At 41.3% G+C, this 15,061-nt stretch carries 13 protein-coding genes and 1 pseudogene; 7 read left to right on the forward strand and 7 right to left on the reverse strand.

Going from position 1 to position 15,061, the window contains the following annotated elements; genetic code table 11:
• The first annotated feature begins 3 nt into the window (after positions 1-3).
• The gene (ccsA, locus tag ID165_RS19955) at positions 4-2,526 is read left to right on the forward strand and encodes a cytochrome c biogenesis protein CcsA (RefSeq protein ID WP_192347187.1); all 2,523 of its coding nucleotides are present in this window, start codon (positions 4-6) and stop codon (positions 2,524-2,526) included.
• Between the two features lie 82 nt (positions 2,527-2,608).
• On the opposite strand, the gene ID165_RS19960 is transcribed toward ccsA, so the two are convergent.
• The 5 genes from ID165_RS19960 to tpiA all read right to left on the reverse strand — a co-directional run bounded on the left by ID165_RS19960 (position 2,609) and on the right by tpiA (position 8,567).
• Positions 2,609-4,147, reverse strand: coding sequence for a GH3 auxin-responsive promoter family protein (locus ID165_RS19960; protein ID WP_192347188.1), 1,539 nt, complete (start codon positions 4,145-4,147; stop codon positions 2,609-2,611).
• Positions 4,147-4,884: an LPS export ABC transporter ATP-binding protein gene (gene lptB, locus ID165_RS19965; RefSeq protein WP_192347189.1), complete on the reverse strand. Its 738-nt coding sequence runs from the start codon at positions 4,882-4,884 to the stop codon at positions 4,147-4,149. The genes ID165_RS19960 and lptB overlap by 1 nt, the downstream gene beginning before the upstream one ends.
• Position 4,885: 1 nt before the next feature.
• Positions 4,886-6,610, reverse strand: a complete 1,725-nt coding sequence (gene recJ / locus ID165_RS19970) for a single-stranded-DNA-specific exonuclease RecJ (protein ID WP_192347190.1) — start codon at positions 6,608-6,610, stop codon at positions 4,886-4,888.
• A gap of 362 nt (positions 6,611-6,972) precedes the next feature.
• Complete coding sequence (gene prmA / locus ID165_RS19975) at positions 6,973-7,800, reverse strand: 50S ribosomal protein L11 methyltransferase (protein ID WP_192347191.1); 828 nt, start codon at positions 7,798-7,800, stop codon at positions 6,973-6,975.
• Positions 7,801-7,805: 5 nt separating this feature from the next.
• Positions 7,806-8,567 carry a triose-phosphate isomerase gene (gene tpiA / locus ID165_RS19980; RefSeq protein WP_192347192.1) on the reverse strand — a complete coding sequence of 254 codons (762 nt, stop codon included), beginning with the start codon at positions 8,565-8,567 and terminating at the stop codon, positions 7,806-7,808.
• A gap of 72 nt (positions 8,568-8,639) precedes the next feature.
• On the opposite strand from tpiA, the gene ID165_RS19985 reads away from it, so the two are divergent.
• Positions 8,640-9,146 (forward strand): regulatory protein RecX, encoded by a 507-nt coding sequence (locus tag ID165_RS19985; protein WP_192347193.1) that lies wholly within the window; start codon positions 8,640-8,642, stop codon positions 9,144-9,146.
• Between the two features lie 386 nt (positions 9,147-9,532).
• Here the strand turns inward: ID165_RS19985 and crtD are convergent, their stop codons facing one another.
• On the reverse strand, positions 9,533-10,999 hold the full coding sequence (gene crtD, locus ID165_RS19990; protein WP_192347194.1) for a 1-hydroxycarotenoid 3,4-desaturase CrtD: 1,467 nt from the start codon (positions 10,997-10,999) through the stop codon (positions 9,533-9,535).
• Between the two features lie 341 nt (positions 11,000-11,340).
• Here crtD and ID165_RS19995 point away from each other — a divergent pair, with 341 nt between their 5' ends.
• The 5 genes from ID165_RS19995 (at position 11,341) to ID165_RS20015 (ending at position 14,502) form a co-directional block, all read left to right on the forward strand.
• Positions 11,341-11,505, forward strand: a complete 165-nt coding sequence (locus tag ID165_RS19995; RefSeq protein WP_192347195.1) for a hypothetical protein — start codon at positions 11,341-11,343, stop codon at positions 11,503-11,505.
• A gap of 105 nt (positions 11,506-11,610) precedes the next feature.
• Positions 11,611-12,786, forward strand: coding sequence for a DUF4221 family protein (locus ID165_RS20000; RefSeq protein WP_192347196.1), 1,176 nt, complete (start codon positions 11,611-11,613; stop codon positions 12,784-12,786).
• Complete coding sequence (locus ID165_RS20005) at positions 12,743-13,228, forward strand: hypothetical protein (protein ID WP_192347197.1); 486 nt, start codon at positions 12,743-12,745, stop codon at positions 13,226-13,228. The genes ID165_RS20000 and ID165_RS20005 overlap by 44 nt, the downstream gene beginning before the upstream one ends.
• Positions 13,221-13,640 carry a hypothetical protein gene (locus ID165_RS20010; RefSeq protein WP_192347198.1) on the forward strand — a complete coding sequence of 140 codons (420 nt, stop codon included), beginning with the start codon at positions 13,221-13,223 and terminating at the stop codon, positions 13,638-13,640. The genes ID165_RS20005 and ID165_RS20010 overlap by 8 nt, the downstream gene beginning before the upstream one ends.
• Position 13,641: 1 nt before the next feature.
• A complete protein-coding gene (locus ID165_RS20015) occupies positions 13,642-14,502 on the forward strand; it encodes a protein kinase (protein ID WP_192347199.1) in 861 nt (286 codons plus the stop codon).
• Positions 14,503-14,758: 256 nt separating this feature from the next.
• Here the strand turns inward: ID165_RS20015 and ID165_RS20020 are convergent.
• Positions 14,759-15,016 (reverse strand): annotated as a pseudogene (locus ID165_RS20020) (phytoene desaturase family protein); the annotation flags it as partial.
• Positions 15,017-15,061 lie beyond the last annotated feature (45 nt).

The raw sequence follows: 15,061 nt of genomic DNA on the forward strand, positions 1-15,061 counted from the left end.
TCCATGATCAATACCTTTATCGGTAACCTTGGCCACTTCATGGCCATAGTGGCCTTCGTCAGTGCACTGACTACCGCATACGCTTACATACAGTATTTCAGGGCAAACGAGCTGGAGAAAGCCAGCTGGAGGAGATTCAGTAGAGTCAGCTTCACTATCCATGGCATTTCAGCAGTGATGATTGCTATTTCACTTTTTGAAATCATCTATAATCACCGCTTCGAATACTTTTATGCGTATTCGCACAGCTCTAAAGCTCTTCCGGTTCACTACATGGTATCCAGCTTCTGGGAAGGTCAAGAAGGAGCTTTCATTCTTTGGATCTTCTGGAATGTAGTGCTGGGAACCATCCTGATTTTCACCAATAAGCACTGGGAGGCTCCGGTAATGGTGGTTTTTGCACTGGTTCAGGCATTCTTGGTTTCTATGATTTTGGGCGTGGTGATCGGAGATTTGAAAATTGGCAGTTCTCCTTTTATTCTATTGAGAGATGCCACACAGGCACCGATTTTCCAGATGAATCCTGATTTTGTGCCGGAAGATGGGACAGGCTTGAATCCACTCTTGCAAAACATATGGATGGTTATTCACCCACCTACACTGTTCTTAGGTTATGCCTCTACCCTAGTTCCCTTCGCTTTCTTGATGGGTGGATTGGTAACCAAAAAATACTCAGAGTGGATTCGTCCGGCTTTGCCTTGGGCCATTTTCTCAGCGATGATCCTGGGAATGGGAATTATCATGGGTGCCTATTGGGCTTATGTGACGCTGAACTTTGGCGGGTATTGGAACTGGGATCCTGTGGAAAATGCGGTATATGTCCCTTGGCTGATTCTCGTGGCGTCCATCCACACCATGATCATGTATAAGAAGAGCGCAACTGCACTAAAGACTTCCATTGTATTGGTTATTATGACTTTTATTCTGGTGCTGTATGCAACATTCCTGGTAAGATCAGGTGTGCTTGGGGACGCTTCAGTACACTCATTCACCGATCTTGGTCTGTCAGGACAGCTATTGATCTACATGCTTTTCTTTCTTGTCATCGCGGTAGTGCTATGTGTGAGAGTATGGAAGCACATCCCTTCTTCAGATAAAGAAGCCTCAGTTTATTCCAGAGAATTTTGGGTTTTCATTGGTGCTACTACATTGGCATTGATGGCTTTTCAGGTAATTCTCCCAACTTCTATTCCAGCCTGGAATGCGATGGTGGAAAGCTTTGGAGGGATCTCCAATATGGCTCCTCCTGCGGATCAGGTAGAGTTCTATACCAAATTCCAGCTTTGGTTTGCGGTAGCTTTGGCTATGCTTACCGCTGTAGGGCAATTTTTCTGGTGGCAAAAAATGGACAAGAAGGCACTTAAAGATGCACTCTTGACTCCATATATTATTTCAGTTCTACTCTCCGCTGCAATTATAGTTTTAGCAAAAGTATTTATGTGGCAATACATGATCGTAGTACTTGCAGGTACTTTCACGATTACCGCCAATTCAGTAATTCTATTTAAAATCCTGAAGAAGTCTTCCTTCAAACTGGCAGGAGGCTCTTTGGCACATATCGGCCTAGGTATGATTCTTATCGGAATCATGTTCAGTTCAGGATACTCCGATACTATTTCTATCAATATGTCCGGGCTCACTTACAAAAACAGCTGGGAAGATGAGCTGAACAAAGAGCATGTATTACTTTGGATCAACAAGCCGACGCAGATGAAAGATTACACCGTGATCTACCGAGGCCGTCAGAAGAAAATCAAAGGCATTTCCGAATATGTTCCTTCCAAGATTCTGAAACCTACAGAAAAAGTAAATGAAGCCATTGCCCTGGAGGATTACAAGGATCACTTTCAAAAGGGAGACAAAGTAGATATAGTACTGGAAGAGAATGATTATTTTCAGATCGAATATTACCAAAATGAAGTATTGAAATTCTCACTAAGTCCTATGTCACAATTCAATGAAGGCATGGGTGGATTGATTTCATCTCCTGCTTCCAGAATTTTCATTGACAAGGATCTCTACACCTACGTAGCAGCCATGAATGACCCTGAGGACCCCGATTGGAAAGAAGATGAAATCTATGAGGTAGCACCGGGAGAGCAATTCCACATAGCAGATTATGTTACCTATTTTGATGGTGCGGACGTACTGAACGAACTTGATGGCTACGTCCTTCAAGAAGGCGATGTGGCGGTGAGAGCTAACCTTAGAGTGTTGGATTACGATGTGGAAAAATTGCTGCAACCGACTTTCATAATCCGCAATAATCAGGTCGGCAAGCTACCTGTGATCGATACTGAATTAGGCATAAAAGTAACGCTGGAAAATATCTTACCCGAACAAAACAAGTTTGTCTTTAAGGTGAATCAATACCAAAAAGACTACGTGGTAATGAAAGCAATCGTGAAACCATATATCAACATACTTTGGATCGGAACGATCATTATGCTTACAGGATTCACGGTAGCTATTTTCAGAAGATTTGATGAGTTCAAAAAGATGAGGGATAAAGGATTGGAAGTGTAAAGTCAGAAATTTAAAGTCTGAAGTATAATAAAGCCCGGCAAAAATATCGTCGTGCTTTATTGTTTCCGTGATAGGTTGAATTCTATACTCCGGCTTTAGAATTTTCAGCCATCCCTAAAATCTCATCCAGATACTCTCTGGAATTGGAAAGTCTAGGCACCTTATGCTGCCCTCCCAATTTCCCTCTTTTTCGCATCCACCTTTCGAATAAGCCATGCGGTGCATGATGAATAATCGGCTCTACCAGTGCTAACCCCTTATGACGCTTTGCATCATAATCAGAATTAATCTCTTTCAAATGCTCGTCAAGAAGTCGGTTGAATTTAGCTGGGTCTGTTGGGTTCTTTTGAAACTCAATAATCCATTCATGGGCACCTTTTGATCCAGAACCATCAAAATACACTGGAGCAGCCGTAAAATTAGAAATCATCGCTTCCGTATGTTCGGCGGCATATTGAACTGCTTTTTCGGCATTTTCCACGATCACTTCTTCTCCAAATGCATTGAGAAAATGTCTTGTGCGCCCCGTTATTCTGAATCGGTAAGGAGAGGTAGAGGTAAACTTAACGGTGTCACCGATTTTGTACCTCCACAGTCCGCCATTGGTGGTGATCACCAGCGCATAATTCTTATCCACTTCCACTTGGGACAGGGGAATTACGTCCGGATTGTCATTTTCCCACTCTTCCATCGAGATAAATTCATAGAAAATCCCATAATCCAACAAGAGCAACAACTCATCAGAATCTTTCTGATCCTGTATACCAAAAAAACCTTCAGAAGCATTATAGGTCTCCATGTACCTCATTTTTTCTGAAGGAATAAGCTCCTTGAATAGACTTCTATAGGGGCCAAAAGCAACTGCTCCATGGAAGAAAATCTCCAGATTGGGCCAAACTTCAGTGATATGCTTGGCATTCTTTAACTCCAACACTTTCTGCAAAAGTACAATAGTCCAAGTCGGAACTCCCGCCATACATGTTACATCTTCATCCATGGTCTCCCGGGCCATTTTCTCGATTTTGGCTTCCCATTCACCCATCAAGGCAGTTTCCTTAGAAGGTGTTCGGACAAAATACGCCCAAAAAGGCAGGTTTTCCATGATCACTGCAGAGATGTCCCCTGCTCTGGCTGTTCCTAAAGGGTTAAGCGGGTTACTTTCCAGTGTGCCACCAATAGTGAGCGTTTTGCCCGCAAACATTCTAGAATCAGGGTAGTTGGCCATATAAAGCGCAACCATATCCTTTCCTCCTTTGTAGTGGCATTCCTCCAAGCTTTCGTGCGTCACCGGAATGTATTTACTTCGACTAGCGGTAGTGCCTGATGATTTTGCAAACCATTCTATTTCCGTGTTCCAGATTACGTTTTCTTTCCCTTCCATTGCTTTATCAATGTAGGGTTTAAACTTATCGTAATTCCTGATGGGTACCTTAGCCGCAAAATCAGAATAGCTTCTAATCTCGCCAAAGCCATGTTCTTTTCCAAAGTCAGTCCTCTTTCCTGCCTCTATCAGTTCCTTAAAAATAGTCTCTTGAACGGCAATAGGATTATGTTTGAAATTATCAATTTGACCCAAGCGGCTCTTAAAGATCCAGGTCATAAAGGAATTGAGGACTGCCATTAATTAAAAACTTTTCGTTTCAGCTCAAAATTACTACCCAAGTATACTTTTCGCACTTGTTCATCTGCCGCAAGTTCCTCTGCGGTTCCTGCTTTTAGCAGTTTTCCTTCGAACATTAAATAAGCTCTATCGGTAATTGAAAGTGTTTCGTTCACGTTGTGATCAGTGATCAGAATGCCGATATTTTTCGTTTTGAGTTTTGCCACAATGGTCTGAATCTCCTCCACTGCTATCGGGTCAACACCTGCAAAAGGCTCATCCAATAAGACAAATTTGGGGTCTACCGCCAATGCTCTGGCTATTTCAGTTCTTCTACGCTCACCTCCTGAAAGAACCATTCCCAGATTTCTGCGCACGTGCGTCAAGCTGAATTCTTCGAGTAAGCTCTCTACTTTTTCTTTGCGCTCCTGCTTGGGCATTTTGGTCATTTCCAGCACAGCCATGATATTTTCTTCTACTGAAAGCTTCCTGAATACTGAAGCTTCCTGTGCCAAGTAACCTATCCCCAACTTCGCTCTTCGATACATGGGAAGCTTGGTGATATTTTCATTTTCCAGAAAAATTTTCCCTTCATTTGGCTGGATTAATCCAACTATCATATAGAAGGAAGTGGTTTTGCCAGCACCATTAGGCCCTAAAAGCCCAACGATCTCGCCTTGGCTTACCTCCACAGAGATGTCATTCACCACCCGGCGACCTTTATAGATTTTTACTAAATGTTCGGCACGAAGAATCATATCAGTCAAATTTGATGTCTTTCACGTAGAGTTGCAAACTGCTCTTGTCGCGAAACACATTTTCTCTCATTTCAGCGACTATATCAAATCGCATTTTTCCACGAAGCATATTTACGGTAGTCAAGTCGGGATCTTTTGCCCGGTCTGCCATTCCAAATCCCAAACACACAGGTGTAGTCACCTGACCGTCTTGGACGATCTTAAATCTCAAATGTTTGTCTTTAAGCACTGTCACATCCTCTGCATATACATTGGCTATACGGAAGATCGGTTCAGTATTTCCGGGGCCAAAAGGCGCCATTTGCTTCAATATATTATAAAACTTGTAATTTATCTGATCTAACAGCAATTCATCATCCACTTCTATCACCGGCTTGCGGTGAACTTCCTCGATTCTACTCTTTACCACCGCCTCAAATTTCTCTTGAAAAGCAGGAACATTCTCCACAGAAAGCGTCAATCCAGCCGCATACATATGACCTCCAAACTGATCCAGTAAATCCGCGCATTCTTCTATTGCCTCATAAATATTAAAATCCACCACAGATCTAGCACTTCCGGTGGCTTTTCCATTTGACTCCGTCAAAATGATCGTGGGCCTGTAGTATTTCTCAATACAGCGGCTGGCGACGATTCCGATTACGCCCTTGTGCCAATCCTCTTTAAAAAGCACAGTAGAATTCCACATGGTCAGTTCTTCGCGGGAAGCAATCATCTCAAAGGCTTCCTTTGTGATGTTCTCATCAAAATTCCTTCGGGTGGCATTCACTTCGTCCACGACTTTGGCCCGTTCCATCGCCCCTTCCAAATCTGAAGAAATAAGTAACTCCACGGATGCCTTGGCATGTTCCAATCTTCCTGAAGCATTTATTCTCGGGCCAATTTTGAATACCACGTCAGAGATGCCTATGTCCTTTTCCAAATTGCTGCTCAACATTAAGGCTTTCAATCCCGGACGGGGTGTATTATTTATCCGATCGAGTCCATAATAAGCAAGAATTCTATTTTCACCGGTGATCGGAACAATGTCCGCCGCGATACTTACTGCTACCAGATCCAGATAGGCATCCAACTGAGAACTGTCGATTCCACGTTTTGCAGCTATAGCCTGGATCAATTTGAAGCCAACACCGGCACCGCTAAGTTCTTTGTAGGGATAATTGCAATCGCTGCGTTTGGCATCCAAGACTGCCACAGCAGCGGGCAGTTCATCTCCCGGAGTGTGGTGATCGCAGATAATAAAATCAATTCCTAGCTGTGAGGCTAAAGCAACCTTCTCTATAGCCTTAATACCACAATCCAGCGCAATGATCAACTTAATATTATTCTCAGCGGCAAATCGAACACCTTTTTCCGATATGCCATAGCCCTCCTTATAGCGATCAGGGATATAAAAAACCACATCGGGATAGAACGTCTTCAGGAAACCGTACATCAGTGCCACTGCGGTGGTACCATCCACATCATAATCTCCATAAACCATGATCTTCTCTTCACCTGCAATCGCCTCCTGGATTCTGTCCACAGCCTCAGCCATATCTTTCATCAGAAAAGGATCGTGCAACTGAACCAAAGATGGCCGGAAGTAACTCTTTGCCTGTTCAAAACTGCCCACTCCACGATTAATCAGCATGTTTGCCAATGTTGGATTGACATTGATCTCCTTGCTCAGGCGATCTATTGCCAATTGTGAGGTTTTGGGCTTTTGTTTCCAGAGGTACTCCATGAAGCTAATTTAGTAAACTAAGATTATTGTGATTTATAAATTAAAAGTATTGGTTCTATAATCGGCTATGGAAGCCTAAAAGTTTACTCCAAACCAAAAAAAGCTAGCCTTTTTCCCTCTTGTATTTTCCCCAAAAATAAACCGGAAAAACAAGCGCTTTAAGTTTCCAATCATTCCGCTCGGCTAATGTCAGTCCGGTATCCTCATGAACAGCACGGTACATCCTCCCCGCAAAGAGACAATGCCCTGTCAATAACACAAATACGGCGGCGTAAATAATCAATTCTGTCACTTGAGTTGTAAGGTATTAAAGTTGTAAGGTACCGATTCTCAATTCTATTTGTCTTAAGTCTAATATCTTATCAAACCTTCCGCAAAATCAACGCAGCCCAATTATCCCTGCTTTGCTGAGAGATCAATTCCAATCCCAAGGGTCTTGCGCAATCGTTCAAATCCTCAATATCTTCTGTATAAAAGCCACTGAGCAACAAGTAACCGCTGGCCTTCAGCAAATCCACATAAATGCTCATTTCATCCAAAAGGACATTTTTATTGATATTGGCCAAGACGATGTCAAACTCGCCTAGCGGATTCACTTCCCGGATCGTCCCCAATTCCATTCGGGTAGTCAATCCATTTAGGTCAAAATTCTCGTTTCCATTATCCACACACCAATCATCAATATCAAACGCTTTGACCTCACTGGCTCCAAGCAAATGCGCCATCACAGCGAGGATTCCTGTACCCGATCCCACATCCAACACTCTTTTACCCAAGTGATCGATTTCCCCCTGATGACGAAGCATCTGGAAGGTAGTAGCATGGTGCCCAGTACCAAAAGACATTTTTGGATTGATCACAATCTCATACTTAAAATCAGGTTTGCTTGGGTGAAAAGAAGCCCGCACATACACGAGGTCGTCCACAACGATAGGATCATAATTTTTCTCCCATTCTTCATTCCAGTTGACCTTGGGCATTACACCTTCTTCCAGGGTGATTTCGGCCTTCTCTTTATACTGGGCTATCACCTCATCAAAGGACTGACGGTCAAAATCAGATTCCAGTGTATAAGCATCGATTCCCTCCTCAGTTTCGAGAAAGGAATCAAAGCCCAACATAGATAATTCAGCAATAAGGATTTCCCGGAATTCTTCCAGGCACTTGATTCTAAACTCCAGGTAATCCATTTTTATTAGAAGGATTTGATAATATCTACGAAATCACGAGACTTCAGTGATGCTCCACCGATCAATCCGCCATCTACATCAGGCTTAGCAAAAAGCTCCTGCGCATTTTTTGGATTGCAGCTACCTCCATAAAGGATTGACGTATTATCTGCGATGTCCTTTCCATATTTGGAAGCGATGTGTCTTCTCAAGGCTGCATGCATATCCTGGGCTTCCTCAGAACTGGCAGTCTTACCTGTTCCGATAGCCCAGATCGGCTCATAAGCAATCACAACTTTAGAAAAATCCTCAGGACTTAAGTCAAAAAGACCTTCTGTCAACTGAAATTTCACATTTGGCTCATGTGTACCGGCAGTTCGAACCTCAAGGGATTCTCCACAACAGAAGATTGGAATCAAGCCATTTGCCAAAGCAAGCTTCACTTTTGCGGCAAGCATTTCATTGCCTTCTTTGAAATATTCCCGACGCTCACTATGTCCAATGATCACGTATTGCACGCCAAAAGAAGCTAGTATCTTGGCAGAGATCTCTCCTGTAAATGCCCCTGCTTCTTTATCAGAGCAGTTCTGAGCTCCAATAAACACACTTTTTGATTCTCCTATGAGTTTTTTAACAGGGAAAATATGGGGAAAAGGAGGATTAAGTACTGCGATAGCATCTCCGGAATGCTCGTCCTTGATCATGTTTAATATTTCGGAAGTAAGGGTCTGACCTTCTTCGAAAGTCATGTTCATTTTCCAGTTGCCGGCTACGATTTTCTTACGCATAATGTGTTTTGAAAATTTAATAAGGTTTGATAAAAAAGAAACTAGGGATAATTTGGTCTAAAATTACGGAAAATGTCCAGTTGGGGAAAATATAAGCCAAATGAGTCAGGAAAAAACTCCTGGTCCCGGGAGGAAGCTTTTGAAAAGCTCACAACCTTCTGCGCCTATCAGGATCGCTGCCCTTGGGAAATCCGTCGCAAACTCTACGAAAAAGGCATAAAGGATGAGCTTGCTGAGCAATTAATCGCTGAATTGATTGACGAAGAATTTGTGGATGAAGAGCGCTATGCAAGAGCCTTTGCCAGAGGCAAATTCAGACTGAAAAAATGGGGGAGAAACCGCATCCGAATGGAGCTGAAAATGCGGGAAATTTCCGAGGAACTCATCCGAAAGGGAATTTCCGAAATCGATCCGGAGGAATATTTCGATACCCTTTTGACCCAAACCGAGAAAAAGTGGGAAAGCACGCATGAAGCTGATGACTACAAAAAGAAATTCAAAGTCACTCAATACCTGATAAACAAGGGCTTTGAGATGGATCTGGTGAAAGAAGCTTGGGATAGTTTGCAGTCGCAGTGATCAGTCGCAGTAGTAAGTCGCAGTCATCAACTTTGGCGTCATTGCGAGGAACGAAGCAATCCCTTTAGAAAGACTTTTGGGTTCCGTCATTGCGAGGAACAGCCTGCGCCGATGAGTCGGGGAAGCAATCCCGTTTTAGCTCATTGCACATGTTGTAAAAGATTCTGTGCTTACCAAAATGAGATTGCCTGCCTGCGGAAGGCAGGCTTCGTCGTGCCTCCTCGCAATGAGGTAGGAGAAGAAGACTTGTGCCGGGATGCAATGCAGTCTTCTGACTGCCTCTGATTGTTTAAACTGATAGAAGTCTGAAGACTTCAATAGAATATGTCCAAGTCTGAAGACTTGAACAAGTGTAGGAAGTATAAACTGCAACTGAACTCTGCCTACTAGTTTTCAATCATTTCACTCATGATTTTTGCAGAAAGCAGGCAAAGCGGAATTCCACCTCCGGGATGAACTGATCCCCCGCAGAAGTAAAGGTTTTTGATTGAGGAAGAATAGTTTGCATGACGCAGGAAGGCTGCAAACTTGTTATTTGAACTGTTGCCATAGAGCGCTCCCCGGGCACTTGAGGTCTTGGACTCTATCTTCCGCGGATCTAGAATTTCCTCCACCTCAATCAGCGACTCCACATCGGTCTTTAAAATGCGGTTAAGCTTATGGATTATATTTTTTTTGGCTAAGGCTATTAGCGTATCCCAATCTTGCCCTTGATTATTGGGTACATTGATCATAGTAAACCAGTTCATACATCCTTCCGGCGCATCGTCCGGTTTATGTGTCGAGGTAATGTTGAGATAAACCGTGGGATCCTCATAAATAGTCCCCCGCTTGAAAATATGTTCAAATTCCAACGCATAATTATCAGAGAAAAAAATATTATGAAGACCCAATTCAGGGAAATTCCGTCTGATCCCCCAATAGAAAATCAAGGCTGAACTTGATTTGGGCTGTTTAAGCAAAAGCTTCGGTTGTTTCTGATCCTTGAGTATAGTCTTGTAAGCATTCACCATATCCATATTGTTCACCACAAGGTCAGCAAGGATTTCTTTACCGGTTACTTTTATCCCTTTTACATTTCCATTTTCAACGAAGATTTGATCTACTCTCTGTCCGAAATGATACTTTACCCCAAGTTCTTCCGATAGCTTGAAGAGACTTAGCGTAATGTCATGCATTCCTTTTTTTGGAAAATAGGCGCCGATATTAAATTCCAAATGAGGAATAATATTGAGCGTGGCCGGAGTCTCATACGGATTCGACCCATTGTAAGTCGCATAGCGGTTGAAGAGTTGCACCAATTTGGGATGCTTGAAGTGCCTTCGGTTTGTTTCATTCATGGTCGAAAAAATCCCCAGTTTACCCATTCTCAAATAGGACTTTAAAGCTTGGGAATTGGTCCAGGTATCCAGCTTATGAAGAGAACGGTTCATAAAAAGAGGAGCTAAGCTGTCATAGATGAAAGCTGATTGTCTGAGTGCATCCCGGATCGCTGAAGCAGGTTCTCCCAGCTTTGTCTGTACTTCCTCAGCAAATCTATTGAGATCGGAATATGCTTTCAATCTAGTACCATCCTCCCAAAAATAGTCGCAAGTCACATTCAGCTTCTCATAGTTAAAATAATCTTCGGGATTTCTTCCCGCCAGCAGAAACAATTCATCCACTTGCTCAGGAAGGGTAAAAAGTGATGGTCCGGCATCAAACCGGTAGTTCCCCAACGCAATCTCGCTGAGTTTGCCTCCCGGATAGGAGTTCGCTTCGAATACCTCTACAGCATAACCTTTCAGTGCTAATCTAATAGCCGCAGCTATGCCGGCAATACCGGAGCCGATGATAAGTGCTTTTTGGGGCATAAGGCAAGCTTTGTTTCTAAAATACGCAATGGGTTCGGAAGTTGGGTAGAAAAAAGATAAAAGTGGCTTTTGGTTCTTCTGAATTGTAAATTCGGATGGGGCTAGGTAGGATTTGTAATCTGAAGTACCAAATAGCAAAAATGTGCTTAAAAATCAGCTACCTTAAAAAATATTAAAAAAGTTGCTAAAAAATTTGGAAATATAAGGGGGGGGGGGGCAGTACCTTTTAAAGGTAGTTCATAACAGGCGCCGTGATTGGACTCACTTTTTTTAAGGTCTATTGACCCCTGCCTTAAAGAAAGATGTGAATCAGTGGGTCTTTCATCCAAGATAAAATTACAATGAAAAAGTTAATCTTAATGTTCTTCGCCTTGGTTTTTTCGGTCAGTTCTTCCTTTGCTTATAGAAATTGGGCCTACATTGAGCTAGACGATGTCTGGAATTATGCATGTTATGACAACGGTGGTACTTGTCTTCCGACCGTGATTGTATATCCCCAAAAATAGCTAGACCAGCAGCCTCTGCCTATCAAAATCCGGGAATTGTTGAGCATCTTTTACTTTTAACTAGTCTCAATAATTCCCACTTTGAAATTTTAGTTTTTCTCAGTTATGAAAAAGGAGCCCTTACTTTTACTTATCTTAATTTCTTGGATCATTGGATGTACTGGATCAGAGGAGAAGTATGAAATCTTAGAACTGGTTTCAAAAAGAATCATCGAAATCCCCTTGGATGAATATACCTCTAGCACTTGGGGTACATTACAATACTTAAATCTGGGAGAGGATGAATACCTGGTTTTTCATGATCAGATCAAGTCCAGGGAGAAGAAAATTCATTTTGCCCATATAAATGAAAAAGGAAGGTCTTTTCAGGTCAATGTTTCTTTAGACGGACCCAACGGTGTAGGTCATTTGGATAGCTTTCATGTGAAGAATTTGGACAGCATTTTTGTCTTGAATCAATATGCATACCGCCTATACCTTATCGACACATCCGGCACCGTCAGGGATATGTATCCACTGATAGGGGATAATCTTCAGGAGCCCTCCGAAATCACCTACCTTCCATTTCCGTTTCCCTTTTCCCAGATTGTTGATCTTGGTTCCAAATTATTTTTCCCGGCTAGGCCTGATGTAAATACGCTAGAGAATTACAGGCTTGAGTCCTACAAAACAGGGATTCTGCTGGATTTAAATACCAAAAAGTTCAGCTATAAGCTGGGATATCCGGATTCCTATATCAATTCGGGCTTTTGGGGAATGCCACTAGAAATATCCTCCTCCACCGTTAATTTCAAAGATTCACTAGTGGTGCAGAGTTTTTCGATTGAAGACCGGGTAATGGTCTATGATTTTGATTTGAGACCGGTAGATTCTCCATCCCTTTTTAGGGAGTATTATGATGGGAAGTTTCATTCCCTACCTGAACCCACCATGGAGCCTGATATATTTTATCCACATATCTTTTCCAACCCAACCAACAAAGCAATTCTTTTCGATCCATACAGGGATTTATATTACCGGATTTTCTCGGGGCCCTACCCAGAGGAGATTATAGAACAAAGGAAAAAATCCAATTTTAGAAGGCTCCCCGATGACAATGAATATCCTGACAGGAAAATTATGGTTTTTGACAGGGAATTCAATGAGCTAGGAGTCATCGAGTTGGATAAAAAAAAGTACTGGGTAGATTTTATACGGGTAGTAAAAGAAGGAGTTCTTATTCGAGTACAATCTGAAAATGAAAACAAAAATATATTTGAAATCTTTGAAGTTAAGCTTTAGTGTTGTTTTTTTCATAGGAATCTGCATAAGCTATGCCTGCCAAAGTAGTGCGGAAAAAGAGCTTCAGTATATTGCCATCAGCTCTCAGGAGGCTTATTCATACAACTATTCGGAATGGGATAGCCTACAGTTGTTGGTTCCTCAAATAGGATGTAGTAGTTGTATAAATCAGCTAATAGAAAAATACAAAGAGCAAAAGATCAAAACAAAACTAGCTATGATAGGAGTAAGTAGGGAAAGAGATCTTCGGCTTAATTATGGCCAAGATTTTTTGGATAATCCAAGTATAGAAATTAGAGCCGAAATTAAACACGAACCTATTGCGCATGATTGTTTTGAAAGGCCAGCACTATTACTATTTAAGTCTGATACTATTCATTACTTCTGTTTTAAAACTGATGAGGTAAATGATGTAATCTCCTATTTATCAAACCATGAGTAAAAAGGGACAAATTTTGATTGCATTTTCATGCTTAGTTTCGCTATTCCTTTTGTCTGTGATTTCATGTAATGAACCAGAAGCAACCGACAAAGAGGAGGAGAAAATATTTCTGCTGAATGAGTTGGATGAAAAGCCGGAATTCGAAGGAGGTTACGAGAATTTTATAACCTATATAATCAAAGGCATCCAAGAAAGCCCAAAAGGTACATTTGGTTCTATAGGAGAAAAGGTATTTATCGATTTTGTAATCGATAAAGAAGGAAATGTAAGTAAAGTAACTCTCAAAACACCACTTCCTCTAGGCATTGAAAGGGAATTAAAATCCATTCTGGAAAAATCACCAACTTGGAAACCTGGCCGAGTAAATGGAGAGCCCGTATCATCCTTTCAAACCCTACCCATAAAATTCTAAAATGGTCGATAAAAATTTTCTTTTGATAAACTATGAATTGGAGATTGAAAATCAGAAGGCAATTTATGTATCTGACTCCAAGCTGATACTACCTGCTAGATCTAAAAAACAGGATAATATGCCTGTTGCTCTAAAGTTTTCGAGAGTAGATGATGAATTAGTTGATTCTTACATTGCTAACTTTTTGATGATCTCAAAATTAAAGTATCATCCAAGTATTCTTACTCACTACAACATCCATAAACTAGATAGATCAGTTATTAATTTTGATATATTAGAAGTTTTGGAGTTGGTTCGTACCATTAAGCTGAATGATCCTCTTAAGATTGGAATTTCTCCACTTCATTTGAAACAAATGGTTTTGAAATTACTTGAGGGTTTTTATTTTCTTCATTACAATAAAGTCCTCCATAAAGATGTGAAGCCAGATAACATCTTGATTTTTGAGGACAAAGGAGGTTACAATTTTAAAATCATTGATTTTGACTTCATGGGCTGTGCAGCAAATCAAAGACTTATTACCACACCGGAATTCCTTGCGCCTGAAGTTAATACCTATTCTGATTATGACGTAAAAGCAGAAATTTGGTCTATTGGATTGGTGCTTTTTTTGATTTTTGGAGGCAAAATGCCTTTTCAAACCAGAAAGAATAATTTGTCTATTGAAGAAGTTAAAAAAGAAGTTTTGAATAGTAATTTTGACTTTTCTAAAGTCCCTGCACCCTTGAGAATTCCCATATCCCTTTGTTTGAAGAAAGAACGTCAGGAACGAATAGGAAATTTAGGTTTATTGATATTCATAATGGATCCATTTTATTTTTTAAGATATTGGTTCAGATTAGTTTTTAAAAGATCACCTTAAAACAAACTTTCATAGATAGGTAAGACACAATAGAAATTTAATATGCATATTCGCTTTTCTTCCAGTAGAGCAATAAAATGATTATAGGATTCGGAAAACCCTAGCATTGAAATGACAATGCCTGAAAAAAGTTGACACATGTTGGTACAAAAAACCAATTAAGATGAAAAAAGGATTTCAAATTAAGCCTCAGCGCATTTTCAGTGTAGAACTGCGTAATCAGATAGTTGGTCAGATACCCAAAATAATTTCAAGTCACATTCAGCTTCTCATACTTAAAATAATCTTCGGGATTTCTTCCCGCCAGCAGAAACAATTCATCCACTTGCTCAGTAAGGGTAAAAAGTGATGGTCCTGCGTCAAACCGGTAGTTCCCCAGCGTAATCTCGCTGAGTTTGCCCCCCGGATAGGAGTTCGCTTCGAATACCTCTACAGCATAACCTTTCAGTGCTAATCGAATAGCCGCAGCTATGCCGGCAATACCGGAGCCGATGATAAGTGCTTTTTTTTCCATGAACTTGTATAGACCTCTAAACTAGCATTTTTTGAAAAATGTTGG

The sequence above is a fragment of the Algoriphagus sp. Y33 genome (assembly GCF_014838715.1).
Classification (GTDB): domain Bacteria; phylum Bacteroidota; class Bacteroidia; order Cytophagales; family Cyclobacteriaceae; genus Algoriphagus.

Coding starts and splice junctions, on each gene's coding strand:
- tpiA (WP_192347192.1), bottom strand. CDS start 8,567: ATGCGTAAGAAAATCGTAGCCGGCAACTGGAAAATGAACATGACTTTC.
- ID165_RS20005 (WP_192347197.1), top strand. CDS start 12,743: ATGAAAACAAAAATATATTTGAAATCTTTGAAGTTAAGCTTTAGTGTT.
- prmA (WP_192347191.1), bottom strand. CDS start 7,800: ATGGATTACCTGGAGTTTAGAATCAAGTGCCTGGAAGAATTCCGGGAA.
- ccsA (WP_192347187.1), top strand. CDS start 4: ATGATCAATACCTTTATCGGTAACCTTGGCCACTTCATGGCCATAGTG.
- ID165_RS19960 (WP_192347188.1), bottom strand. CDS start 4,147: ATGGCAGTCCTCAATTCCTTTATGACCTGGATCTTTAAGAGCCGCTTG.
- ID165_RS20015 (WP_192347199.1), top strand. CDS start 13,642: ATGGTCGATAAAAATTTTCTTTTGATAAACTATGAATTGGAGATTGAA.
- ID165_RS19995 (WP_192347195.1), top strand. CDS start 11,341: ATGAAAAAGTTAATCTTAATGTTCTTCGCCTTGGTTTTTTCGGTCAGT.
- ID165_RS20010 (WP_192347198.1), top strand. CDS start 13,221: ATGAGTAAAAAGGGACAAATTTTGATTGCATTTTCATGCTTAGTTTCG.
- recJ (WP_192347190.1), bottom strand. CDS start 6,610: ATGGAGTACCTCTGGAAACAAAAGCCCAAAACCTCACAATTGGCAATA.
- crtD (WP_192347194.1), bottom strand. CDS start 10,999: ATGCCCCAAAAAGCACTTATCATCGGCTCCGGTATTGCCGGCATAGCT.
- ID165_RS19985 (WP_192347193.1), top strand. CDS start 8,640: ATGTCCAGTTGGGGAAAATATAAGCCAAATGAGTCAGGAAAAAACTCC.
- lptB (WP_192347189.1), bottom strand. CDS start 4,884: ATGATTCTTCGTGCCGAACATTTAGTAAAAATCTATAAAGGTCGCCGG.
- ID165_RS20000 (WP_192347196.1), top strand. CDS start 11,611: ATGAAAAAGGAGCCCTTACTTTTACTTATCTTAATTTCTTGGATCATT.